The 24,143-nt window shown below is 68.2% G+C and carries 21 protein-coding genes and 1 pseudogene; 16 read left to right on the top strand and 6 right to left on the bottom strand.

The window, feature by feature from the left end; translation table 11 throughout:
• Nucleotides 1-25 precede the first annotated feature (25 nt).
• From AC1MLT_RS22755 to AC1MLT_RS22770, 4 genes are read left to right on the top strand one after another with little or no spacing between them, the layout of a single operon-like run.
• Nucleotides 26-787, top strand: a complete 762-nt coding sequence (locus AC1MLT_RS22755) for a phosphonate utilization associated transcriptional regulator (RefSeq protein WP_481036697.1) — start codon at nucleotides 26-28, stop codon at nucleotides 785-787.
• 6 nt (nucleotides 788-793) lie between these two features.
• A complete protein-coding gene (locus tag AC1MLT_RS22760) occupies nucleotides 794-1,360 on the top strand; it encodes a phosphonate degradation HD-domain oxygenase (RefSeq protein ID WP_481036698.1) in 567 nt (188 codons plus the stop codon).
• Nucleotides 1,350-2,219, top strand: coding sequence for an EamA family transporter (locus tag AC1MLT_RS22765; RefSeq protein WP_481036699.1), 870 nt, complete (start codon nucleotides 1,350-1,352; stop codon nucleotides 2,217-2,219). The genes AC1MLT_RS22760 and AC1MLT_RS22765 overlap by 11 nt, the downstream gene beginning before the upstream one ends.
• Before the next feature lie 34 nt (nucleotides 2,220-2,253).
• Nucleotides 2,254-3,582: an NTP/NDP exchange transporter gene (locus tag AC1MLT_RS22770; RefSeq protein ID WP_481036701.1), complete on the top strand. Its 1,329-nt coding sequence runs from the start codon at nucleotides 2,254-2,256 to the stop codon at nucleotides 3,580-3,582.
• 20 nt (nucleotides 3,583-3,602) lie between these two features.
• On the opposite strand, the gene AC1MLT_RS22775 is transcribed toward AC1MLT_RS22770, so the two are convergent.
• On the bottom strand, nucleotides 3,603-4,445 hold the full coding sequence (locus AC1MLT_RS22775) for a shikimate dehydrogenase family protein (protein WP_481036702.1): 843 nt from the start codon (nucleotides 4,443-4,445) through the stop codon (nucleotides 3,603-3,605).
• 273 nt (nucleotides 4,446-4,718) lie between these two features.
• Here AC1MLT_RS22775 and AC1MLT_RS22780 point away from each other — a divergent pair.
• The 4 genes and pseudogenes from AC1MLT_RS22780 to AC1MLT_RS22795 all read left to right on the top strand — a co-directional run.
• Nucleotides 4,719-6,923 (top strand): annotated as a pseudogene (locus tag AC1MLT_RS22780) (CheR family methyltransferase); the annotation flags it as partial.
• Nucleotides 6,924-6,990: 67 nt separating this feature from the next.
• The gene (locus AC1MLT_RS22785; RefSeq protein WP_481036703.1) at nucleotides 6,991-8,703 is read left to right on the top strand and encodes a PAS domain-containing hybrid sensor histidine kinase/response regulator; all 1,713 of its coding nucleotides are present in this window, start codon (nucleotides 6,991-6,993) and stop codon (nucleotides 8,701-8,703) included.
• 480 nt (nucleotides 8,704-9,183) lie between these two features.
• Entirely contained in the window at nucleotides 9,184-9,420 is a 237-nt protein-coding gene (locus tag AC1MLT_RS22790) for a hypothetical protein (RefSeq protein WP_481036704.1), read from the top strand.
• Nucleotides 9,421-9,548: 128 nt separating this feature from the next.
• Complete coding sequence (locus AC1MLT_RS22795; RefSeq protein ID WP_481036705.1) at nucleotides 9,549-10,247, top strand: contractile injection system protein, VgrG/Pvc8 family; 699 nt, start codon at nucleotides 9,549-9,551, stop codon at nucleotides 10,245-10,247.
• Between the two features lie 72 nt (nucleotides 10,248-10,319).
• Here the strand turns inward: AC1MLT_RS22795 and AC1MLT_RS22800 are convergent, their stop codons facing one another.
• Nucleotides 10,320-11,024: a DUF2238 domain-containing protein gene (locus AC1MLT_RS22800; RefSeq protein ID WP_481036707.1), complete on the bottom strand. Its 705-nt coding sequence runs from the start codon at nucleotides 11,022-11,024 to the stop codon at nucleotides 10,320-10,322.
• Nucleotides 11,025-11,256: 232 nt separating this feature from the next.
• On the opposite strand from AC1MLT_RS22800, the gene AC1MLT_RS22805 reads away from it, so the two are divergent.
• The gene (locus AC1MLT_RS22805) at nucleotides 11,257-11,829 is read left to right on the top strand and encodes a 2'-5' RNA ligase family protein (RefSeq protein WP_481036708.1); all 573 of its coding nucleotides are present in this window, start codon (nucleotides 11,257-11,259) and stop codon (nucleotides 11,827-11,829) included.
• Here the strand turns inward: AC1MLT_RS22805 and AC1MLT_RS22810 are convergent.
• From AC1MLT_RS22810 to AC1MLT_RS22820, 3 genes are read right to left on the bottom strand one after another with little or no spacing between them, the layout of a single operon-like run.
• On the bottom strand, nucleotides 11,718-12,587 hold the full coding sequence (locus tag AC1MLT_RS22810; protein ID WP_481036710.1) for an IclR family transcriptional regulator: 870 nt from the start codon (nucleotides 12,585-12,587) through the stop codon (nucleotides 11,718-11,720). The genes AC1MLT_RS22805 and AC1MLT_RS22810 overlap by 112 nt on opposite strands.
• Nucleotides 12,588-12,625: 38 nt before the next feature.
• Nucleotides 12,626-13,789: an alpha-hydroxy acid oxidase gene (locus AC1MLT_RS22815; RefSeq protein WP_481036711.1), complete on the bottom strand. Its 1,164-nt coding sequence runs from the start codon at nucleotides 13,787-13,789 to the stop codon at nucleotides 12,626-12,628.
• Entirely contained in the window at nucleotides 13,789-14,892 is a 1,104-nt protein-coding gene (locus AC1MLT_RS22820) for a TRAP transporter substrate-binding protein (protein WP_481036712.1), read from the bottom strand. Before AC1MLT_RS22820 ends, AC1MLT_RS22815 begins: the two co-directional genes overlap by 1 nt.
• A 244-nt stretch (nucleotides 14,893-15,136) precedes the next feature.
• Here AC1MLT_RS22820 and AC1MLT_RS22825 point away from each other — a divergent pair, with 244 nt between their 5' ends.
• Both AC1MLT_RS22825 and lhpI read left to right on the top strand, forming a co-directional pair.
• Nucleotides 15,137-16,057, top strand: a complete 921-nt coding sequence (locus AC1MLT_RS22825; protein ID WP_481036714.1) for a ketopantoate reductase family protein — start codon at nucleotides 15,137-15,139, stop codon at nucleotides 16,055-16,057.
• Nucleotides 16,054-17,010, top strand: coding sequence for a bifunctional Delta(1)-pyrroline-2-carboxylate/Delta(1)-piperideine-2-carboxylate reductase (gene lhpI, locus AC1MLT_RS22830; protein WP_481036716.1), 957 nt, complete (start codon nucleotides 16,054-16,056; stop codon nucleotides 17,008-17,010). Before AC1MLT_RS22825 ends, lhpI begins: the two co-directional genes overlap by 4 nt.
• Before the next feature lie 234 nt (nucleotides 17,011-17,244).
• Here lhpI and AC1MLT_RS22835 read toward each other — a convergent pair whose 3' ends face one another.
• Nucleotides 17,245-18,144, bottom strand: a complete 900-nt coding sequence (locus tag AC1MLT_RS22835) for a LysR family transcriptional regulator (RefSeq protein ID WP_481036718.1) — start codon at nucleotides 18,142-18,144, stop codon at nucleotides 17,245-17,247.
• A gap of 195 nt (nucleotides 18,145-18,339) precedes the next feature.
• Between AC1MLT_RS22835 and AC1MLT_RS22840 the strand changes: the two genes are divergently transcribed.
• From AC1MLT_RS22840 to AC1MLT_RS22860, 5 genes are read left to right on the top strand one after another with little or no spacing between them, the layout of a single operon-like run.
• The gene (locus AC1MLT_RS22840) at nucleotides 18,340-19,563 is read left to right on the top strand and encodes an MFS transporter (protein ID WP_481036719.1); all 1,224 of its coding nucleotides are present in this window, start codon (nucleotides 18,340-18,342) and stop codon (nucleotides 19,561-19,563) included.
• Nucleotides 19,560-20,021 carry a cyclophilin-like fold protein gene (locus AC1MLT_RS22845; RefSeq protein ID WP_481036720.1) on the top strand — a complete coding sequence of 154 codons (462 nt, stop codon included), beginning with the start codon at nucleotides 19,560-19,562 and terminating at the stop codon, nucleotides 20,019-20,021. The genes AC1MLT_RS22840 and AC1MLT_RS22845 overlap by 4 nt, the downstream gene beginning before the upstream one ends.
• A gap of 44 nt (nucleotides 20,022-20,065) precedes the next feature.
• Nucleotides 20,066-20,896, top strand: coding sequence for a 2Fe-2S iron-sulfur cluster-binding protein (locus tag AC1MLT_RS22850; protein ID WP_481036721.1), 831 nt, complete (start codon nucleotides 20,066-20,068; stop codon nucleotides 20,894-20,896).
• Entirely contained in the window at nucleotides 20,883-21,875 is a 993-nt protein-coding gene (locus AC1MLT_RS22855; RefSeq protein WP_481036723.1) for an FAD binding domain-containing protein, read from the top strand. Before AC1MLT_RS22850 ends, AC1MLT_RS22855 begins: the two co-directional genes overlap by 14 nt.
• Nucleotides 21,876-21,888: 13 nt before the next feature.
• Complete coding sequence (locus AC1MLT_RS22860) at nucleotides 21,889-24,081, top strand: xanthine dehydrogenase family protein molybdopterin-binding subunit (protein WP_481036724.1); 2,193 nt, start codon at nucleotides 21,889-21,891, stop codon at nucleotides 24,079-24,081.
• Nucleotides 24,082-24,143: the final 62 nt, after the last annotated feature.

The raw sequence follows: 24,143 nt of genomic DNA on the forward strand, positions 1-24,143 counted from the left end.
AATTGCCTGTTTCAGGGAGCCCCCAATGAGCATCGAGACACCCGCCAGCCTGGCCATCGCACAACTCCAGGGCAACTCGCTGGCCGGATTGGTGCAGAACGAGATCGAGCGGATGATCCTGTCGGGCGAACTGCCGCCGGGCAGCAAGCTGACCGAGGCGACGCTCGCCACGCGGCTGGGCGTCTCGCGCGGCCCGGTGCGCGAGGCCTTCCGCATGCTCGACGAGGCCGGCCTGGTGCGCACCGAGAAGAACCGGGGCGTGTTCGTCCGCGCGGTCGAGCTGCACGAGGCGCTGGAGATCTTCGAGCTGCGCGCCGTGATGGAGATGTACATCGGCCGCAAGCTCGCCGAGACCTGCACCGCCGCCCAGGTCAAGGGACTGCGCCAGCTGGTCGACGCCATGGATGGCGCGACCCGCGCCGGCGACGGCCAGGAATTCCACCGCTTCAACCTCGAATTCCACGATGCCCTGCTGCGGCTGGCCGGCAATGCCAAGTTCACCGCCACCTATCGCCGCCTGATCAAGGAGCTGTCGCTGATCCGGCGCCGCAACCTCACCGTCGAGTCGATGGCCATCTACACCCGCGAGCACCGCCAGATCGTCAAGGCGATCGCGGCGCGCGATGCCGAGGCCGCCGGCCAGGCCATGTTCGACCACGTCATGAACAGTCGTGAACGCACCCTGCACAACGATGGCGGCGCACCGGCCGTGGCGCCGCTGGCTGCCGGTGCCGCGCCCATCGCGCCCGCCAGCCGGCGCGCGAGCCGCTCCACCGCCGAGGCCTGAGTCCCCATGGCGCTCTCCCTCGACGACATCGAGCGGCTGTTCGAGCGGCGCGGCGGCGGCCAGTACAGCGGCGAGCCCGTGACCCAGACCGAGCACGCATTGCAGAGCGCCCGGCTGGCCGAATGCGAGGGCGCCGACGAGGACCTGGTCTGCGCGGCCCTGCTGCACGATCTCGGCCACCTGCTGCACGACCTGGACGGCACGCCGACCGAGCGCGGCATCGACGACCGCCACCAGTTCGCGGTCGTGCCCTTCCTGCGCGGGCTGTTCTCCGAGCGCGTGCTCGATGCCATCCGCTGGCATGTCGATGCCAAGCGCTACCTGTGCGCGACCCGGCCGGGCTACACGGCCGCGCTGTCGGCCGATTCCAGGCGCAGCCTGGCGCTGCAGGGCGGCGAGTTCACGGCCCGGCAGGCGCGCGCCTTCATCGAGCGGCCGCACGCGTCGGATGCCGTGCGGCTGCGCCTGTGGGACGACCAGGCCAAGGTCAGGGACCTGCGCACGCCCGGGCTCGACCACTACCTCGCCATCGCCCGACGCTGCCACGCGCGGCGCGTCCGAGATGGCGCTTAGCCCGCCGATCCTGCTGGCGATCCTGTTCGCCGCCCTGTTGCACGCCGGCTGGAACGCGCTCATCAAGTCCGGCGGCGACAAGGCCCTGGACACCGCCCTGATCCACGGCCTGGGCGCGCTGTTCGCGTTGCCGGCGGTGCTGTGGTTCGGCCCGCCGCCGCCCGCGGCCTGGCCGTACCTCGCGGCCTCGGTCGTGATCCACGTCGGCTACTACGTCGCGCTCGCCGGCGCCTACCGGCATGGCGACCTGGGGCTGACCTATCCCATCATGCGCGGCTCGGCGCCCTTGCTGGTGGCGGTCTCGGGCGCGGCGCTGGTGGGCGAACGCCTCTCGTCTCAGGCCTGGGCCGGCATCGGCATCCTGTGCGCCGGCGTGCTGCTGGTCGGGCTGGCGCGCGCCGGCGGCCCGCCGGCCGATGCCGCCGGGCGCCGCAAGGCGCTGGCCTTCGCCCTGGCCAATGCCTGCATCATCGCCGCCTACACCGTGGTCGACGGCCTGGGCGTGCGGGTCGCGGGCGAGGCCTTCGCCTATGTCGCGACCCTGTTCCTGTTCGACGGCCTGCCCTACCTGGCGCTGGTGCTGTGGCGCGCCGGGCCACGGCGGCGGCAGGCGCTGGTCTACATGCGGGGTCGCGTGCCGCTGGCCCTCGGCGGCAGCGCGGCATCGCTGGGCAGCTATGCGATCGCGCTGTGGGCGATGACGCAGGCGCCAGTGGCGCTGGTCGCGGCGCTGCGCGAGACCTCGGTGGTGTTCGCCGCGCTGATCGGCACCTTCCTGCTGGGCGAGCGCTTCGGCTGGTCGCGCGCCACCGGCACCTCGCTGGTGCTGGCCGGCGTCGTCACGCTGCGCTTCAGCTAGCCGCGTTCGCCGCGCCAAGGTGGAACGTCCTCCCATGCATCACGGCCTGCCGCTGCACCGCCTGTTGCGCCGCTGCGTCGACGTCGAGGCCGGCGAGGTGCGGGCCACGCTGCTCGGCTTCTGCTGGTTCTTCTGCCTGCTGGGCGGCTACTACCTGCTGCGGCCATTGCGCGATGCCCTGGGCCTGGCCGGCGGGGCGCAGGAACTGCAGTGGCTGTTCTCCGGCACCTTCGTCGCCATGCTGATGCTGGTGCCGCTGTTCGGCGCGCTGGTGGCGCGCCTGCCGCCACGGCGCTTCGTGCCGCTGGCCTATCGCTTCTTCACGGCCAGCATCGTGGTCTTCGGCGTGCTGATCGCGCGGGACGTGCAGAGCGTGTGGGTCGGCCGGGTCTTCTTCGTCTGGATCAGCGTCTTCAACCTGTTCGTGGTCAGCATCTTCTGGAGCGTGCTGGCCGACCGGTTCAGCAACGCGCAGGGCCGCCGGCTGTTCGGCTTCATCGCGGCGGGCGGCACCGCCGGCACCTTCGCCGGTCCGGCGCTGGCCGCCACGCTGGTCTCGACGGTGGGACCGGTCGCGCTCACGCTGGGCGCCGCGCTGCTGCTGGAGGCCGCGCTGCGGTGCTTCCATGGCCTGCATCCGCGAGCGACGGGGTCGGCGGCCCTCGACGCGGGTCGGGGGGCGGGCGAGGGCGAGGGCGAGGGCGATGCCGCGCGCCCGCTGGGCGGCGGCGTGTTCGCCGGGCTCGGACTGATCGTGCGCTCGCCCTACCTGCTGGGCCTGTGCGGCTACCTGCTGCTGCACACGGCGGCGTCGACCTTCCTGTACTTCGAGCAGGGCCGCATCGTGGCCGACGCCTTCGCCGACACGGCATCGCGCACGCGCTTCTTCGCGCTGGTCGACCTGGGCGTGTCGACGTCGACATTGCTGCTGCAGGTCTTCGTCACCGGGCGCCTGATGAAGCGGCTGGGCCTCGGCACGGCGCTGCTGCTGCTGCCGGTGGCCTCGGCGCTGGCCTTCGTCGCCGTGGCCTGGTCGCCGGCGCTGCTGGTGCTGGCAGGCGCGCAGGCGCTGCGCCGGGCCTGCGACTACGCCATCGCGCGCCCGGCGCGCGAGGTGCTGTTCACCGTGGTCTCGCGCGAGGCCAAGTACAAGGCCAAGAACGCGATCGAGACCGTGGTCTACCGGGGCGGTGATGCCGCCAGCGGCTGGCTGTCGAGCGGCCTGGGCGCGCTCGGCATCGGCTTCGCCGGCCTGGCCGCGATCGCGATCCCGCTGTCGGCGGCCTGGGCGCTGTTGTCGCTGTGGCTGGCGCGCGAGCAGGAGCGGCGGCTGCGCGACCGGCCCGCCGATCCGCGGGCCTGAACCCGCGAGCCCCCCACCGGTCAGCCGTCGAGTCCGAAGAAGGTCCGGTACAGCGCGATCTGCGACGCCAGCATGTGGAGGCCCGGCTGCGTCGCCAGGCCGCGCCGGGCCGCCGCCTCCAGCAACGCCGTCCGCGCCGGCTTCATGATGACCTCGGCGACCAGCGCGTCCGCGCGCAGGGCCGCCACGTCGAAGGGCAGGGGATCGTCGGCCCGCAGCCCCAGGGGCGTGGCATTGATCGCCAGGTCGACCTCGCGCCAGTCGATCACCGGCTCGAAGCGGGCCACGCCCGGGCGCAGGGTGTCCAGGCGCGCGACCAGTTCGATCGCCTTGTCGGGCGCCAGGTCGGTGACCGCCAGCGAACGCACGCCGGCCGCGACCAGGGCCGCGCCGATGGCCACGCCCGCGCCGCCGGTGCCGACCAGCGCCGCGCGCCGGCCCTCGGTGGCATGGCCCTGGTCGTGCAGGCCGGCGACGAAGCCGCGGCCGTCGAAGTTCTCGCCGGACCAGCCACCGTCGGCGTCGCGCCGCAGCGCATTGACCGCACCGGTGAGGCGCACCATGTCGCTCGGGCGGTCGACGAATTCGCGGACCGCGAACTTGTGCGGAATGGTCACCAGGATGCCATCGAGGTTGCGGATGTCGCGCAACCCGCGCATCACGCTCGCCAGCTCGCACGGGCCGACATGCACCGGCAGCATCACCGCGTCGCGGTGCTCGTCGTGGAACAGGCGGTTCATGAGACGCGGCGCCTGCACCTGCGCCACCGGATCTCCCAGGATGACGTACAGGCGGGTAGCGCCGCCGGAGATGGCGAGCGGCACGTCGGCGGTCTCCGGGCGATCCCGCTGGAGATGGGGCATGGGCATGGATATCCTTCGGTCATATCGTCGATCGCGGCGGGCGCGACGACGCGTAACACGACGTTTCAATTGCGTCCGACCTCGATGGGAATCGCCGGACCTCTTGGTTCAAACTCGGGTCCGGACGTTGTTTGGCCCTTATAGAACATGATGCTCTCAAGCACAGCAGATCCCGAAGAATTCGACGTCGCCAAGAGCCATCTCAACTTCCCCGTCATCGGCATCGGTGCCTCGGCGGGCGGTCTGGGCGCGCTGCAGAAGCTGCTGCAGAGGATGCCGCCCGCGCCGGGCATGGCCTTCGTCGTCGTGATGCATCTGAGCCCCGAGCACGAGAGCATGCTCGGCGCGATCCTGCAGCGCGCGACAGCGCTGCCGATCCGGACCGTCACCGAATCCGTGAGGATCGAGGTCGATCACATCTACGTGATCTCGCCCGCGCTCAAGCTGATCATGAGCGACGGGCACCTGCACGTCGCTCCCCTGCTCACGCTGCAGGCGCGTGGCAGTTCCATCGACCTGTTCTTCCGCACCCTGGCGCAGGCGCATCGCGAGCGGTCCGTGGGCATCGTGCTGTCGGGCACCGGCAGCGATGGGGCGCAGGGGCTGCGCCGGGTCAAGGAGCTGGGCGGCGTCGCGATCTCGCAGAGCCTGGAGGACGCCGAGTTCGACGGCATGCCCGGCGCCGCCATCCAGACCGGCGTGATCGACTTCGTGCTCACGCTGGAGGAGATGCCGGCCCAGCTGGTGCTGCTCTGGGAAAACGCCCGCCGGCTGGAGCTGCCGCATCCGCCCGCCGAGCTGGAAGTGCTGTCCTCGACCGGCGAGGCCGAGGTGCTGGCCGAGGAGGCGCTGGTCTCCATCAAGGCGATCCTGCGCGAGCGCACCGGGCACGACTTCTCCGACTACAAGCGCGGCACGGTGCTGCGGCGCATCGAGCGGCGGATGCAGGTCAACGCCGTCCCCGACCTGCCCACCTACCGCAAGCTCCTGGACACCCAGCCACGCGAGACGCCGGCGCTGCTGCAGGACATGCTGATCAGCGTCACCAACTTCTTCCGCGACCCCGACGCCTTCGAGGCCCTGCGCAAGGCGCTGGGCCGGCTGATCGAGGAGCGGCCCGGCATCCAGCCCTTCCGCGCCTGGGTGGCCGGCTGCGCCACCGGCGAGGAGGCCTATTCCATCGCCATCCTGCTGCACGAGCTGCTGGGTCCGCACGGGCCGCAGATCCAGGTCTTCGCCTCCGACATCGACGAGCGCGCGGTGGCGTCGGCGCGTACCGGCGTGTTCCCGCTGTCGATCGCGGCCGACGTCGAGCCGAGCCGGCTGCAGCGCTTCTTCATCCAGGAGGACGCCGGCCTGCGCATCAACAAGGAGCTGCGCGACAGCGTCATCTTCTCCGCGCACAACCTGCTGAGCGATCCGCCCTTCACGCGGATGGACCTGATCTGCTGCCGCAACGTGCTGATCTACCTCAACCGGTCCGCTCAGGCCCAGGCGCTGCGCAGCTTCCACTTCGCGCTGAAGCTGCACGGGCTGCTGTTCATGGGCAGCTCCGAGACCGTCGATGCCGCCGAGGGTCACTTCGAGGACGTCGACAAGATCCGGCGCATCTACCGCGTCAATGCCAAGTCGACCAAGGCGCGCGTGCTGCCGCCGATCCCGACACGCATCCCGGATGTCTACGTGGGGCCGGTAGGCCTGGTGCGCGAGGTGGCGCCGAAGCCGCCGCTCGAGATGCTGCACGAGCGCATCCTGCGCGAGTACTCGCCGCCGACCGTCCTGGTCGACCAGGACGACACCGTGCTGCACGTCAGCGAGCGGGCGTCGCACCTGCTGCGCGTGCCGGAGGGCGCGCCGACCAACAAGCTGCTCAAGCTGATCCGGCCGGAATTGCGGGTCGAATTGCGCACCGCCATCCACCGGGCCGCGCAGACCGGTTCGAGCATCGAGGCCTCGCGCGTGCGCCTGGTCGTCAACGGCGTGCCGCATGCCGTGATCATGACCGTGCGGCCGGCCCTCGACGAAGCGCCGGGGCGGATGATGCTGATCGTCTTCAACGAGGTGCGCAAGAGCCTCAATCTGCCGCTGGTCGAGCGCGCGGAACGCGATCCGGTGGTCGAGGCGCTCGAGGCCGAGCTGCTGCAGCTCGAGGCCCGCCTGCGCAACACGGTCGGCGAATCGACCGCCTTCACCGAGGAGCTGCGCGCCTCGAACGAGGAACTGCAGACCATCAACGAGGAACTGCGCTCGACCACCGAGGAGCTGGAGACCAGCCGCGAGGAACTGCAGTCGGTCAACGAGGAGCTCACCACCGTCAACACCGAGCTCACGCTGCGCGTGGAGGACAGCACCAAGCTCAACGACGATCTGCAGAATCTGATGAACTCGGCCGAGATCGGCACCATCTTCATCGACCGCGACATGAAGCTCAAGCGCTTCACGCCGCAGGCCGCGACCCTGTTCAACCTGCTGATCGCCGACATCGGGCGGCCGCTGCTGGACATCACCCATCGGCTGGACTATCCGGAGCTGTCGCGCGCGGGACGTGCGCAACGTGCTGCACAACCTCACGCGCAGCGAGCGCGAGGTGCGCAGCAACGACAACCGCTGGTTCCTGGCCCGGGTGGTGCCCTACCGCACCACCGAGGACCGCATCGAAGGCGCCGTGCTGGCGTTCTTCGACATCAGCCTGCGCCGGCTGGTCGAGGACCGGCTGCGGCAGAGCGAACAGCGCATGCGGCTGGTCGCCGAGAGCATGCGCGACTACGCCATCATCACCATGGACGGCGCCGGCGTCATCGTCACCTGGAGTCCCGGCGCCGAGAAGATCCTGGGCTACACCGCCGACGAGGCGATCGGCCAGTCCTTCGGTCTGATCTTCTCGCAGGAGCACCGGCGCGCCGGGCTGCCGGAGCGCGAGCTGCAGCGCGCGCGCGAGTCCGGTCGCGCCGAGGACGACCACTGGCACGTCCGCCGGGATGGCGAGAAGGTCTTCTGCAGCGGCATCACCGTGCCACTGGAGGGCGACGGCATCGTCGGCTTCGCCAAGATCTGCCGCAACTTCACCCAGGAGGAGCTGCGCGAGCGCCAGCGCGAGATCGCGCTGCAGACCGAGCGCGCCACGCGCGACCGGCTGCAGGAGGTGAGCACCATGAAGGACGAGTTCCTGGCGGTGGTCTCGCACGAGCTCAAGAACCCGCTGTCGGTCATCAAGATGAACGCCCAGCTGCTGGCCCGCCTGCCGGCGCTCCAGGGCCACGAGCGCGCGCTGCGCGCGACGGCGTCGATCGACACGGCGGTGACCAGCCAGCTGCACATCATCAACGACCTGCTGGAGTTCTCGCGCGCCAACATGGGCAAGCTGGTGCTGACGCCGTCGTTCTTCGACTGGGCCGAGACCATCGCCAACATCGTCGAGGCGATCGGCGACGACGCGGCGCAGAAGTCGCAGCACCTGCGGGTGAGAACCGTGCCCGCGACCATCCATGCCGATCCGGTGCGGGTCGAGCAGATCGTCTGGAACCTGGTCACCAACGCGGTCAAGTTCACGCCACCGGGCGGCACGATCGAGGTCGAGCTCACCACCGCCGACGGCATGGCCTGCCTCGCAGTCAGGGACTCGGGCATCGGCCTCGACCTGGAGCACCTGCAGGGCGTCTTCGAGATGTTCCGGCAGGTCGACACCGGCCTGAACCGCCGCACCGGCGGCCTGGGCATCGGCCTGGCGCTGGTCAAGCAGCTGGCCGAGTTCCATGGCGGGCGGGTGGCGGCGGAGTCGCCCGGGCTGGGACGGGGCGCGTGCTTCAAGGTCTGGTTGCCGCTCCAAGACTCGCCTTCGGCCATCGCGGCGCAGGAGCGCGGGGCCCATCATCTCCTGGGCGACCTGCGCGTGCTGGTGGTCGACAACGAACCGCAGCTGCTGCAGGCCTTCGGTGCCCTGCTGGAAAGCGAGGGCGCACGGGTGACGCTGTGCGGGGATGCCGAGGAGGCGGTCCGGCTGGCCCTGGCGGGCGGCTTCGATGCCGTCATCTCCGACCTCGCCATGCCCGAGCGCGATGGCCACTGGCTGGCCCGGCAGCTGCGCCGGCACGATGCCACGCGGCAGCTGGCGCTGATCGCGGTGTCGGGCATGACGCGCGATGTCGATCGCGCCGAGGCGCAGGCGGCGGGCTTCGATGCCCATCTCGACAAGCCCGTCGACCTCGGCCTGCTGGCCGAGACGCTGGTCGGCGTGCTGGGAAGTCCGCGCCAGGCGTGAGGCTTCCACGGGTGGCGATCCACTCGGGACGAATCGCAAGAGTGCACGCATCCAGGCTGGCGTCACCACCGCTGCCCCGGCCCGCCGCCGGCACCACGACAGGCCGGCGGCATCGCTCGCCGGTCATTGCATGGCTGGGCGAATCCCGCATCACTTCCTGGTGACGGGGGGGTCCGGTCATTGGTGATCGACCGACGAATCGCGAGGCAATGCTCGCGGCGAGCGAATGCCGGTTCAGGTCGGGCATGTCGCCAGAGTCATCGGCAATTTCAATGACCGGCAGCATTGTCAGGATGCATGCCCGCATCCATCACGTAAAATGCCTGCAATTCAATTCGGACGTGCATCAATGCCACATCCTTGATCTCGATAAATTAATACTTATGGAGAGGGCGAGTAAGTGAATTTCAATAAAAGAATACTTTGGTTGAGAAACATGAATGTCGGACTGCGGCTATGTGGAGTCAATGCAACGTCCTCATGAAATCCATTGCGGCTGATCTCCTGTGCGCCTGGGTCTTTTCCGAGATTCGTTGCGGGACCATGACCAGGGCGGCTCCGGGCGTCGGCCCCATGGGCGTGCGGGTTGCCGCGACGACGACACCCATCATCGATGCTGGATCAACCATCGATGGGTCGGCATGCGGCAAGAAGCGCATGTGGTTCGATCAGGGTCGCTGGGCGATGGAATGCAATCGATCGAGAGGCAGCGCATGAGTCGCAATGGAATTGCATCTCGAAGGACGAGCGAAATTCGATGCGAATCCACTCATCCAGGATCATTGTGGAAACGTTGTCTTGAAGGCAATGGCAATTGCTGACTTATGGGTCTTCAGGAGATGCAGATGACTCTTTTCCATGCCCCCCGAGCCTTGACGGTGCGAAGCGCGGCGATCCCCGAAGTGGCTGGCACGCCGGCGCTGGTGCCGCTGAAGCTGCAGGGCCGCGAGGGCGTCAACAACCTGTTCGAGTACCGACTGATCCTGCAGACGCCCGACGCGTACAACTTCAAGGCTGGCGAGGGGGCGAACTTCGATCTGGATGGCTTCATCGGCCTGGAGCTCACCTGCGGCATCGAGCTCGAAGGCCATGGCAGCTTCGTGCCCGGGATGCCCGGTGGCGTTGGTGCCAACCAGGGGGCGGGCGAGCGTGAGATCTCCGGGCTCATCACGCGGGCTCGCTTCATCGGCGAGAGCAGCCGCCACGCCTTGTACGAACTCACGCTGCGGCCCTGGCTGCATCTGGCCACGCTGACGACCGACTGCCGGGTCTATCAGGACCAGAGCCCCGTCGAGATCATCGAGGCGGTGCTCGCGCGCTATGCCTTCGCCGCCGACCGGCGGCTCATCGAGACGTATCCGCGCCGCGACTACACCGTCCAGTACAACGAGAGCGATTTCGAGTTCGTCACACCAACATCCCGCACGAGGACACGGCGCACTACTTCGTCACCTGGCACTTCATGGGCTGGCCGGTGGCCCAGCGGGTACCGCAGGACTGGCGGGCCCGGGTGGCTTGCGAGTCAGGCTTCGACACGCCCGTGACGGACTGAACCGTCGCGGACAAAGACGAAGACGAAGACGCAGGCGAAGAAAGCAGAACGAAGAAAGCGGTGATCAACGCCCCTGCGGCCGCTGCGACGACAGTCCGCGACCCGCCGGCGTCGCCTGCGCGCGCGGTGTCGATGCCGCGAGCCGCTGGATCTGCCGGTCATGGAAGCGGGGCAGCGCCACCAGCATGCAGATCGCGCCGACGAGCGCGCAGGCCATGTCGGCCTGCGCATCCCAGGGATCGCCCTGCATGCCCAGGAAGTCCTCCGCGCCCGCGCCCACCGTCACGGCAGCCATCCATTCGACGAGTTCGTAGGTGGCGCTGAACGTCATGACCACGCACACCGTCAGGAATGGCAGCAGGTACCGCGAGCGCAGGTTCGTGCGGCGGACGAACAACTCGCGTACCGCCAGCGCGGGCACGAAGCCCTGCACGAAGTGGCCGATGCGGTCGTAGGGATTGCGGGCCAGGTCGAAGGCTTCCACGAGCCACTGGCCGAGCGGCACGCGCGGAAAGGTGTAGGCCGCGCCTGCCACCAGCCCCACGCACTGGATCGCGATGCCGAGGTAGAGGACGGTGGTGAGCGGGAACGGCTTCCAGGTGAGCCAGAGCAGCGGCAGGACGAAGGCCAGCGGGGCGATCTCCATCAGCCAGGTCAGCCGGTCGTGGGGTTCGATGCTCGAGAGCAGGATCGCCGCCAGGACCGCGGCGTTGAGAAAGACCAGGGGGCGCGGCATGCGTGCCGCAGACGAGCCATCGAGTGGGTTCATGGGATCGGACGGACGGACGGACGGAGGGAGGGGTTGCGGGTCGGACGCGGTGTCCGCGGCGCCGGATCGATGGCGCCGGGGCCGCGCGACATGACGTCGTTTCGCTTTTCTTGCCGGAAGCGAGCGCACGCCACGCCGGACAGGGGCTCGTCTGGACGTCCGTCCCACCGGCGGCGCGGCATCGGGGCCCGTTCCGGCCGCAGAATCGATGCTCCGTCACGACCACGCACCCATGGACCCGACCGCTCTCATCATCACCCTGCGCATGGAGGACTCGGCGGCCGAGCACTTCACCCGACTGCGCCAGGCCCATTTCCCGGCCCACCGCAACTGGCTCGATGCCCACGTCACGCTGTTCCATGCCCTGCCGGTGACCGCGCTCGACGAGGTGCTGGCCGATGTCGCGGACCTGGCCGGCCGGACCGAGGCCTTCGCGCTGGCGGTCGATCGCGTGCTGTTCCTGGGCGGCGGCGTGGCCTATGCGATGACGTCCGAGCCGGGCCTGGCACTGCGCGATGCGCTGGTCGTGCGCTGGACGCCGCTGCTCGGCCGGCAGGACCGCGCCTGGCACGGGCCGCTGCACGTGACGGTGCAGAACAAGGTCGAGTCCGCCGTCGCGCGGCAGCTGCATGCCGAGCTGGCGCTGGAGTTCGTGCCCCATGCCGTCCAGGCGACGGGCCTGCAGGTCTGGTACTACGTCGGCGGCCCGTGGGAGCACGTCGCGACGTTTCCCTTCGCCGAACCCGGCGCGGCCGCGAACGCGCCGGCGCCCAGCCCGGCCAGCCGCTCCAGCGCCGCGTCGTAGACCGCCTCGCCGCCGCCCAGCGCGGCGCTGGCCTTGCGCGCGGCTTCCAGCAGCAGCGCGCAGCCATCGCGCAGCGCCTCGGCGCCGCCCAGCCGCGAGGCCGGCCCGGACAGGGTCAGTGCGCCCTGGAGCCCGCCGCCAGCGCCGAACAATGGCACGGCCAGCGAAGCGGTCTCCGGATCGCGTTCGCCATGCGAGACGCGCCACAGCGGCTCCGGGCCGCCGCTGGTTGGCATGCCGCGCTCGAAGGCCACCAGCACCTTGCCCGAGGCACCCTGGTCGAGCGTGAACTCCTCGCCCACGCGGATCGAGAAGCGGATGGCGCGCGGCGGCTCGGCGCGGAACAGCACCACGCGCCGGTCGCCGCGCCGGATGTAGAACGAGGCGGTCTCGCCCCGGCCCATGCTCAGCTGGTTGAGCAGCGGCTCGACCACGTGGGCGACGCTGAACGAGCCCTGGTAGATCGCGGCCAGGCGCAGGGGCTCGGGGCCGATGGCATACAGGCCCTGCGCGGTGCGGCGGATGTAGCCCCCATGCTCCAGCGCGCCCAGCAGCCGCAGCACCGTGCTCTTGTAGAGGCCGGTGCGGCGCGCCAGCTCGGTCAGGCTGAGCCCGACATCGGCGCTGCCGAAGGCGCCCAGCAGCGCGAAGGCGCGGTCGAGCACCGCGACGCCGCTGGTGGCGGCGCCGCCGCCGGATGCCTCGGCGGCGGGAGACGGGTCGTCGGTGGCGGTGTCGGGGTTGGGTTCGTCGGTCATTGACGCGAGTCTGTAGTTGTGGAAGAGCGCCTGGCACCTCAGACCGGGCGGCCCGGCATCCGGAGGAGCGATCGGTCGATGGCCGGGATGTCCGGCGTGCCGCACAGCTTCATGGCGCGCTCCAGTTCGTCGACCAGGATGCCGATCGCGCGATGCGCCCCGCGCTCGCCGGCCGCGCAGGCACCGAACAACACCGGCCGGCCGAACGCGACACAGCCTGCGCCCGACGCCAGCGCCTTGACGATGTCGACCCCGCGCCGGATGCCCGAGTCGATCATGATCTCCGCGCGGCCGCGCACGGCATGCGCCAGCGCCGGCAGCGAGTCGACCGCGCCGGCGGCGCCGTCGAGCTGCCGCCCGCCATGGTTGGAGACCCAGATGCCATCGATGCCCATGCCGGCCAGGCGGTCGGCGTCCTGCGGGTGCTGCACGCCCTTGACCACCAGGCGGCGCGGCCAGCGGTCGCGGATGCGCGCCAGGTCGTCCCAGGTGAAGGCGGCATCGAGCATCTGCCCGACCCTGGCCGCGATGGTCAGGCCGGCATCGCCATCGGCGGCGAGGTCGCGCACGTTCTCGAAGCGGGGCGAGCCCTGCCGCGCGGCGCGCCAGGTCCAGCCCGGGCGCGCCAGCATCTGCAGCAGCTGGCGCGGACCCAGCCGTAATGGCACCGAGACCCCATTGCGCAGGTCGCGCTCGCGCTTGCCGCCGGTCACCAGGTCCAGGGTCACCACCAGCGTCTCGTAGTCGGCGGCGGCGGCGCGGTCCACCAGCGCGGCGGTGAAGGCGCGATCGCGCAGGGTGTAGAGCTGGAACCACAGCCGGCCCGGCACCGCGCGGGCCAGGGTCTCGAGCGATGTCGTGGCCATGGTCGAGAGGGTGTAGGGGATGCCGTGGGCCGCCGCCGCGCGGGCGATCGCCACGTCGGCATCGGGCCAGCCGAGCGCGCACGAGCCCATCGGCGCGACCACCATCGGCGCGGCGCTGGGGCGGCCCAGGATGGACGTGGCCAGCGACGGCCGCGCCACATCCACCAGCACGCGCGGCAGCAAGGCGATCTCCTCGAAGCCCCGGCGGTTGCGCGCCAGGGTGATCTCGTCCTCGGCGCCGCCGTCGATGAACTCGAAGACGAAGCGGGGCAGTCTGCCGCGCGCCAGTTCGCGGAGGTCCGCGATGGACAGCGCCCGGTCGATCGCGGCGGTCATCAGGAACTCTTGGGCGGGCGCACCAGCGAGGCCATCAGGTTGTCGAAGGGCAGGTCGCAGAACTGCTGCCACACCACCTGCTCGCTGCGGAATTTCGACCACTCCTGGAAGATCTTCCTGAAGGCCGGGCTCTTGGTCGACAGCTCGTCGTAGAGCTCGGTGGCGGCCTTGAACGAGGCCTGCGTCACGTCCTTGGGAAAGGCGCGCAGCTGCGCCCCTGCGCCCACCAGCCGGCGCAGGGCCTGCGGGTTCTCGGCGTCGTACTTGGCCGTCAGCCACTGGTTGGCCTCGGCCGACGAGACCTTCATGGCCGCCTGGTACTGCGCCGGCAAGGCGGCCCACGCCTTCTGGTTGACGAGCAGCGACAGCGTGGCCGAGCCTTCCCACCAGCCGGGGTAGTAGTAGTACTTGGCGACCTTGCTCAGGCCCAGCTTCTCGTCGTCCAGCGGGCCGACGAACTCGGCGGCGTCGATCACGCCCTTCTCCAGGGCGGGATAGATGTCGCCGGCGGCGATCTGCTGCGTGACCACGCCCAGCTTGGACAGCACCATGCCGCCCAGGCCGCCGACGCGGAACTTCAGGCCGTTGAGATCGGCCGCGCTCTTGATCTCCTTGCGGAACCAGCCGGCCATCTGCGCGCCCGTGTTGCCCACCGGCAGCGCGAAGACGCCATAGCGCTCCATGAACTGGTCGATCAGCGCCTGCCCGCCGCCCTGGTAGAGCCAGGCGTTCTGCCCGCGCAGGCTGAGGCCGAAAGGCAGCGCCGTGGCGAAGCCGAAGGCCGGGTCCTTGCCGATGTAGAAGTAGCTCGCGCTGTGGCCGGCCTCGATGGTGCCGGTCTCCACCGCGTCGAACACGCCCAGCGCCGGCACCAGCTCGCCCGCCGCGTGCAGCGAGACCTTGAAGCGGCCGCCGGTGAGCTCGCCCACGCGCTTGGTGACCATGTCCATGGCCGCGTAGATGGAGGTGAGGGATTTGGGATAGCTGGAGGCGATGCGCCAGCGGATCTCCGGCGTGGCCGAGGACTGCGCCAGGGCCGGTGCCGTCACCGCCGCCACGGCGCCGCCCGCGACCGCGCGCCGCAGCAAATTGCGTCTCTGCATGGATGTCTCCGTCGTTCTTCTTCGAACTTGATAGGGGCAAGGATCTGCCGATCAAATTGTAGGGAGACGCGTGTCCGTGGCCCGATCTTTCGAGTCGTCAAGGTGTCAATCCGCCATGGCGCTCCGGTGGGGTCGCTCCCCATAATCGAAATCCTCCGTCTCCACGATCGAACGCGATCACTCCCACGCCATGGCTGTTGGTGCTGCTGCTCCTTCCCCGTCCCACCGTCTCCGAGTCGCCGTGATGGGCGCTGGCGCCGTCGGCTGCTACTACGGCGGCCTCATGGCCCGCGCCGGCCACGATGTCGTGCTGATCGGCCGGCCGGCGCACGTCGAGGCGATGAGGGCCAACGGCCTGCGCATCGAGACCCGCGCCTTCGACGAGCACGTGAAGGTGGAAGCCAGCACCGAGCCCGAGGCCGTGGCCGGCGCCGACCTGGTGCTGTTCAGCGTCAAGTCCGGCGACACCGAGACCACCGGCGCCGACATCCGCCCGCACCTGAAATCCGACGCGCTGGTGCTGTGCCTGCAGAACGGCGTCGACAACGCCGACCGGCTGCGCACCGTGCTGCCGCCGGAGCACGTCGCCGCCGCCGTGGTCTACGTCGCCACCGAGATGGCCGGCCCCGGCCACGTCCGCCACCATGGGCGCGGCGAGCTGGTCATCGAACCCTCGCCCACCAGCGACGCCATGGCCGCCGCCCTGACCGCCGCCGGCATGCCGACCCAGGTGTCGGACAACGTGCGCGGCGCGCTGTGGATGAAGCTGATCATGAACTGCGCCTACAACGCCCTGTCCGCCATTACCCAGCTGCCCTATGGCCGCGTGGTCGAAGGCGAGGGCGCGAAGGACGTGATGCGCGACGTGGTCGACGAGGTGCTGGCCGTGGCCGCCGCCGATGGCGTGACGCTGCCCGGCGACGCCCATGCCGGCGTGGCGCAACTGGTGAAGAGCATGCCCGCGCAGTTTTCCTCCACCGCGCAGGACCTGGCGCGCGGGAAGCGGACGGAGATCGACTACCTCAACGGGCTGGTGGTGCGACGGGGCGAGGCATTGGGGATCGCGACGCCGGTGAACCGGACGCTGTGGGCGTTGGTGAAGTTGCTGGAGGGGAAGCAGACGGGACAGCAGACGGGGAAGCAGGAGGGTGCGGCTTCCTCATGAGGGTCATCGACGCCGCCGCCACCCGCGATGCGCTGCCATTCGAACGGCTCATTCCGGCACTGCGCGCCATGTTCGAGAGCGGGTGCGAAGTGCCATCGCGGCACGTGCACGCGGTCGCTGGCGCCGATGGCGAGCTTGCCGGCACGCTGCTCGTCATGCCGGCGTGGCAGCCCGGCGCCTACCTTGGCATCAAGACCGTCGGCATCTTCCCTGGCAATGCGAGCCAGGGCCTGCCCGCGCTGCATTCGACTTACCTGCTGTACGACGCCCGTACCGGCATGCCGCTGGCGATGATGGATGGTAACGAGATCACGTCGCGCCGCACGGCTGCCGCATCGGCGTTGGCGGCGAGCTACCTCGCGCCGAAAGATGCGCGGCATCTGCTGGTGGTGGGGGCGGGACGCGTGGCGCGGTTGCTGCCGGCAGCCTACAAGGTGGTGCGGCCGGGGATCGAGCGGGTCACGGTGTGGAGTCGGAACCCGGAGGCTGCGCGTGGGCTGGTCGATGAGTTGCGCGCGGGTGGGTTCGAGGGTGTTGTCGATGCCGCCATCGATCTGTCATCGGCGGTGAGAGAGGCGGACATCGTCAGCACGGCCACGTTGGCGACGGAGCCGCTGATCCACGGTGCGCTGCTGCGCGCCGGGACGCATTTGGATCTGATCGGTGGCTTCACGCCGGCGATGCGGGAGGCGGACGATGCTTGCTTTGGCTGGGATGTCGGTCTATGGGTTGATACGGGGGAGGCGTTGATGAAGAGCGGTGATCTGTTAGGGCCGATGTCTCGGGAGGTGTTTTCGGCAGGGGACGTGCGTGGCACCTTCGCAGATCTGGTGCGGATGGCGGTAGGAAGTGTCCACGATCGCGAGGGAATACGTCGCACGGTTTTCAAGTCGGTCGGTACGGCGCTGGAGGATCTCGTGGCGGCGCGGTTGGTCGTAGAGCACGTGGAGTGAGCATTAACCTATCTGGATTCGCACGGGGCTTCATGAGCTTGTCTGAAACCAACCCACGGTGGTTGTCTTACCTAAACAGACGTTTGGTGTTGAGCTTCGATGACTGCTTCAGACTGAGAGCTTCCGGTCACCGTCGGTCAATGAACGACCGCTGCGGTCAAAAGCGGACGGCCGGTGGTATCAAGTCTGACACTGCTCGCGTGGTCGCGTACAGCAAACCCGAGCAAGTTGACGCTACCGCGAAGCGCTGAAGCGCAATGCCTTCACTACCAGCGAGAAGGCCGGAGAAGGCTGGCGCTTGCTGGGGTAATACAGGTGGTAGCCGGCAAATTTTGGGCACCAGTCCTGCAACACGCGGACAAGCCGGCCCGCATCCACGTGAGCCATCAGTTCATCTTCCGGCAGCAGCGAGATGCCGAGCCCAGCCAGCGATGCGTCGACTTGCGGCGGCGCCGTGTTGAAAATGAGCGGCCCATCCACGCGGACGTTGACCTTGCGACCACGCTTCTCGAAGTCCCAAACATAGAGTCCGCCCGATGTTGGCATTCGCTGGTTGATGCAGGCGTGCTTCGTCAGATCGGCCGGCGTCTTGGGGATGGGATGCACAGCGAAGTAGCCGGGCGAGGCCACCACCGCCATTTGCAACGGTGGCCCGATCGGCACCGCGATCATGTCGTTGTCGATCGTGTTGCCCATGCGCACGCCCGCATCAAAGCGGTCGGCCACGATGTCCCGAAAGCTGTAGTTCATGTCGAATTCCAGCTTGATCTCCGGGTACTCGCGCAGCAGCGGAGTGAGCTTGGGCAGCAGCACGGTGTGCAGCACGTTGTCGCCGCAGGTGATGCGCACGGTGCCTGCGGGCTTGTCGCGCAATTCTGTCAGCGCATCGAGCTCGGCCTCGATCTCGTCAAAACGGTGGCCGATCGCTTTCATGAGCCGCTCGCCAGCCGAGGTCGGCGCAACACTGCGCGTGGTGCGCGTAAGCAGCCGGATCTGCAGCCCTTCTTCCAGCCCGCGGATCGCCTGGCTGAGCGCCGACTGCGTGACGCCGAGCGTGCCGGCCGCCTTGGTGAAGCTGCCTTCGCGGGCTACCGTCACGAAGGCCAGAAGGTCGTTGAGATTGCGTCTTGGCATGTGAATCTCCAGCGTTGATTGATTAGTGTAACTAATAAATTTATTAAGTATTCATTACCTAGTCAATTTCCTCCTTGGTCGGCAGACTTGCTCTCAAGGAACATCGACCATGAACACCGACGCAGGCACCCTCTCCGATTACAGCGAGAACCCTTCCTCGTTCTTCCAAATGCACGTCGCCGCGAGGAGCGCCTGATGACGGCACAAGTTATTGGTACGCTGGCGGGCAGCGCCGTCATCGACGAACGACGCGACGCACAGCCTGCCCACTGGGGCGGTGTCTTCGCGATGACGCTGTGCGTCTTCGCGCTGATCGCCTCGGAGTTCATGCCCGTCAGCCTGCTGACGCCGTTGGCCGCCGACCTCCATGTCACCGAAGGCATGGCCGGACAGGGCATCGCAATCTCCGGTGTCTTCGCGGTGCTCACCAGCCTGTCAGTCGCGGCGATCGCCACGAGGATCGACCGCAAGAAACTTCTCTTGTCGCTGACTGCGCTGATGTGCCTGTCCGGGGCCATCGTCGCGCTCGCGCCGAACTACCTGACCTACATGGCGGGCCGGGCGCTCATCGGTGTCGTGGTCGGTGGCTTCTGGTCCATGTCGGCGGCCACTGCTATGCAGCTCGTGCCGCCGTCCAAAGTGCCGCGTGCACTCGCGATCTTCAACGGCGGCAACGCGCTGGCCACCGTTGTGGCAGCTCCGCTCGGCAGCTTCCTCTCCTCGATCATCGGCTGGCGGGGTGCCTTCTTCTGTCTCGTGCCGGTCGCTGTGATCGCCTTCGTCTGGCAGTGGTTCAGTCTGCCGGCCATGAAGGCGCAGACACGTGCCCAGGGCTCGGGCAATGTGTTCAGGCTCTTAAAGAACCGGCTGATCGTGCTCGGCATGTTGGCGGTGGGCGTCTTCTTCATGGGGCAGTTCGCACTCTTCACGTACTTGCGGCCCTTCCTGGAGACAGTGACGCGGATCGATGTTTCGACGCTGTCGCTCGTGCTGCTGACGTTGGGGGTCGCGGGCTTCGTCGGCACCACGGTCATCGGTCGGTTTCTGAAGATGGGGTTCTATCGAACGCTAACGATCATTCCGATGTTGATGGCGGCCATCGCGGTGACGCTGATCGCCGTCGGCGGCTCAGTGTCCGCCTCTACGGTCCTGCTGGGTGTTTGGGGCTTGGTGGCCACCGCAGCGCCGGTCGGCTGGTGGATGTGGATCGCACGCACGCTGCCGCAAGACGCCGAGGCCGGCGGCGGGCTCATGGTGGCAGTGGTGCAGCTTTCCATCGCGCTCGGCTCCACGGTGGGCGGCTTGCTGTTCGACAGCAGCGGCTACCGGGGCACCTTCGCTTTCAGCGCCGGCTTGTTGCTGGTGGGCGCGTTCCTGGTTTTCCTGACAGCGCGTGCCGACCGCACGACATCGACATGACCCCCAGCCGAAATCCTTCTGCCTCGACGGTCAAACCTCGCCGGCCGTGGCGCCTGCACCTCGCGGGTTTGTGCATCGGCCTGCTCGCCGTCGGCGCTAGCCACGCCGAATCACGCCTGTGGATGACCGTCGGCGAACGGCGCATGGCCGTGACCCTGGCCGACACGGAGGCCGCGCGCGCGTTCACTGCGCGACTGCCGATGACGCTCGACATGACCGATCTCAACAGCAACGAAAAGAAGTTCGACTTGCCGAGGGAGTTGCCTGCGAACCCCGGCCGACCGGGAATGATCCGCAACGGTGACCTCATGCTGTTCGGCGCGAACACCGTGGTTCTTTTCTATCTGACCTTCGATTCGCCGTATGCGTACACGCGCCTCGGTCGGGTGGATGACCCGAACGGTCTGGCGCAAGCGCTTGGACAGGGCAGCGCATGGGTTCGGTTCTCAAGGGACTGAACGCTAGTTGCCAAGCATCCCCATTTTTTGAAAGGACACCGTCCATGCCCCACGACATCCAGAACGACACGCCGGCCGAGCTCAGTGCCGACGAAGCGGCCTTGCTGCGAGAAATGCCCGCGCTGAGCGACGTCGGGCACGCGCGCCGCACTTTCATGATGCAGACCGGTGGCAGCGGCATCGGCCTTTTTGCCGCGAACCTGCTGGCCACCGAGTCCGCGCTCGCGCAGCTGGCGCCCGTGTCCGGCGCCGCCTCGGCACCTTTCGTGGCGCAGAACGTCGTGACGATCAGCTTCCGGGTCAACGGCACACCGCTTGCGCTGGACATCGACTCACGCGTCGTGCTGCTCGATGCGTTGCACGAGCGACTTGCGCTGACAGGCTCCAAGAAGGGTTGCGATCAGGGCCAGTGCGGCGCCTGCACCGTGCTGGTGGACGGACAACGCGTGCTCTCCTGCCTGACGTTGGCCGCGACGCTGGACGGCCGCGAGGTCACGACCATCGAAGGACTGGCGAAAGGCGATCAGCTGCATCCGATGCAGGCGGCGTTCATCAAGCACGAAGGCTTCCAGTGCGGCTATTGCACCTCGGGCCAGATCTGCTCGGCCGTCGGTCTGCTGGGCGAGGCCCAGCGCGGCCAGGTCAGCCACGTCACCGAAAACGTCGGCAAGACCACCACGCGGCTGAGCGACGACGAGATCAAGGAGCGCATGAGCGGCAACATCTGTCGCTGCGGTGCGTACCCGGGCATCGTCGCAGCCATCCAGGAAGTGCATTCGGGCCGCCAGGCCGCGCAGACCTGGGGCTTCGCTACCGAGACGCAACTGGCCACGACCATCGATGGCAAGAAGGAGGACGGCCATGCGACCGTTTGAATACGTCCGGGCGACGGACGCAGCCTCCGCGACCGCCGCCATGTCGGCCATGCCGCAAGCCAAATACCTCGCAGGCGGAAGCAATCTGCTGGACCTGATGAAGGAAGACATCGAGCGCCCGACGCGCCTGGTCGACATCACCCGCCTGCCGCTGCGGGACATCCAGCGCACGCGCGCTGGCCTGTCCATCGGCGCGTTGGCCACCAACACCGAGACGGCCAATCACCCGCTGGTCCGCGAGAACTATCCGTTGCTCACCCAGGCCATCGTCGCGGGTGCCTCGGGGCAGTTGTGCAACATGGCGACCAACGGCGGCAACCTGATGCAGCGCACGCGCTGCAACTACTTCTACGACACGGCCACGCCGTGCAACAAGCGGGAGGCCGGCAGCGGCTGCGGGGCGCGCGAGGGCCTCAACAAGATCAGCGCGATCCTCGGCTGGAGCGAAGCTTGCGTCGCGACCTACCCCGGCGACATGGCCACCGCGCTGTACGCACTCGACGCCAAGGTGCGCGTGCGCGCGTCGGACGGCCGCGAGCGGCTCATCGTCATCACCGACTTTCACCGTCTGCCGGGCGACACGCCCGAGCACGACAACAACCTCGCACATGGCGACCTCATCGTCGCAATCGAGCTGCCCGTGTCTTCAGGCGATTTCGCGGGCCACTCGCACTACCTGAAGGTCCGCGACCGTGCCTCCTACGCCTTCGCCATGGTGTCCGTGGCCGCCGCGCTGGACATGGACGGCAACAAGATCCGTCAGGCGCGCGTGGTGTTGGGCAGCGTCGCGCACAAGCCCTGGCGCAGTGCCGAGGCCGAAGCGTTGCTCGTGGGCCAGCGTGCCGACGAAGCGACTTTTCAACGCGCCGTCGAAGCCGCGCTGCGCAATGCGCGACCGCTCGCGCACAACGCCCACAAAGTAGAACTTGGTCATCGTGCTGTGGTGCGGGCGCTGATGTGCGCTTCGCGCCTGGCGTGAGAAAGGAGATCAGATGGCACGCTATCTAGGCAAGGAAACGACCCGGGTCGACGGGCTCGCGAAGGTCACCGGCAAGGCGAAGTACACCGCCGAGTTCCAGATCCCGAACGTCGCCTACGGCTTCATCGTGCTGAGCACGGTGGCCAAGGGCCACATCTCGGCCATCGACACGCGCGAAGCCGAACAGGCAGGCGGCGTGATCCGCGTCTTTACGCATTTGAACGGCGGCAAGCTCGGCCCGGCCCCTGCAACCGGCGCGCTGCCGGCATGGTCGTGGCCACTGCAATCTGACCGCGTGTTCTTCAACGTTCAGCCGATCGCACTCGTCGTGGCTGAGAGCTACGAACAGGCCCGGTACGCAGCGCGGCTGGTGAAGGCCACCTACGAGACCGAGCCGCACAACACCGACTTCTCGACGGTGCTGGCGCGCGCAAAGCCCGACCCCGCCACGGCGAAAGGCGCACCCCGAGGCAACCCTGTCGCCGCGATGCAGGCCGCGGCGGTCAAGGTCGAAGCGGAGTACCGCATTCCGATCAACCACCACAACCCGATCGAGCCGCACGCGGCCATCGCCTTCTGGCAGGCCGATCAGCTCACGATCTTCGACAAGACCCAGGAGGTCTTCGGCGTGCAGAAGCATCTGGCAGAAAGCCTGGGCGTGCCGGCCGGGAACATCCGCGTAGTATCGCCATTCGTCGGTGGTGCGTTCGGTGCGTCGCTCAAGCCGAACTACTACCCTTCGTTGACGGCGATGGCGGCACGCGAACTCAAGCGCCCGGTCAAGGTCGTGTACACGCGCACGCAGATGTTCACCGGGCACGGCTACCGGCCACACACCATCCAGAAGATCGCGCTCGGCGCCGATCGAAGCGGCAAGCTGTCGTCGATGATCCACGAGGCGTTCTACAACACCTCGTCGTTCGAGGTCTTCTCGGACGCGACCACGAGCTTCACGCGGCAGGTTTACGCCTGCCCAAACCTACACGCGCCGCTCAAGGTCGCGGCGACGGACCTAGCCACGCCCACCTGGATGCGCGCGCCGGGTGCGGTGAGCGGCATGTTCGCGCTCGAATGCGCGATGGATGAGCTGTCGTACGCGCTCAAGATCGATCCGATGGAGCTTCGCCTTGTCAACTACGCCGAAGTCGATCCGGAGAGCGGCAAGCCCTTCTCCAGCAAGGCGCTGCGCGAGTGCTACCGCCTGGGCGCCGAGAAGTTCGGCTGGAAGCACCGCAAGGCCGAGCCCCGGTCCATGCGCGACGGTCGTCTGTTGGTCGGCTGGGGCATGGCCTCGAGCGTCTGGGGCGCGATGCAGATGCCCGCCAGCGCACGCATCACCTTCCGCGCCGATGGAACGGCGGGCGTGACCAGCGCAACCAGCGACATCGGGCCGGGCACCTACACGGTGATGACCATGATCGCCGCCGAGTTCCTCGGTCTCCGGCTGGACCAGGTGCAGTTCGAGCTGGGCGATACGAGGCAGCCGAAGGCGCCGGCGCAAGGTGGCTCATGGACGACCTCCAGCGTGGGTTCGGCGGTGCTCGGTGCGGCGCTCACCATCGTCGCGAAGCTGCTCGATCTGGCGAACCAGGACCCCGCGTCACCGCTCAAGGGCTCGAGCGCCACGGATGTGGAGATGCTCGATGGCGTCTTGCGCCGCAATGGCGATCCGTCGCGCTCGGTCGTCATCGCCGACGTCATGCGCCGCACCGGCACCCGAGAGATCACCGAGACCTACGATTCGACGCCCTCCCCCGAGCGCGCAAAGTACGCCTCGCTCGCGCACGGCGCGCAGTTCGTCGAAGTGAAGGTCGACCCGGACCTGGGTACCGTGAAGGTCACCCGCGTGATCGAGGTCACGGCCTGCGGCAAGATCCTGAATCCGCTCGCTTCCCACAGCCAGGAAATCGGCGGTGTGGTCTGGGGCATCGGCATGGCGCTGGAAGAAGCGACCGAGATCGACCACCGCTACGGCCGCATCATGAACGCCAACCTGCAGCATTACCACGTACCGGTGAACGCCGACATTCACGCCATCGAAACCATCTTCGTCGAGGAGGAAGACACCATCGTCAATCCGCTTGGCGTGAAGGGCATGGGCGAGCTGGGCATGGTGGGGATTCCCGCCGCCATCGCCAACGCGATCTATCACGCGACCGGAAAGCGGGTGCGCGATCTGCCGATTACACCTGAAAAACTCTTGTAGCAGTGCGCAGTTTGGAGCGAAGCCTAGGGTTGCCACTCGCTGGAACTTGAGTGGCTACAGCT

Source organism: Variovorax sp. PEI5, assembly GCF_056679935.1.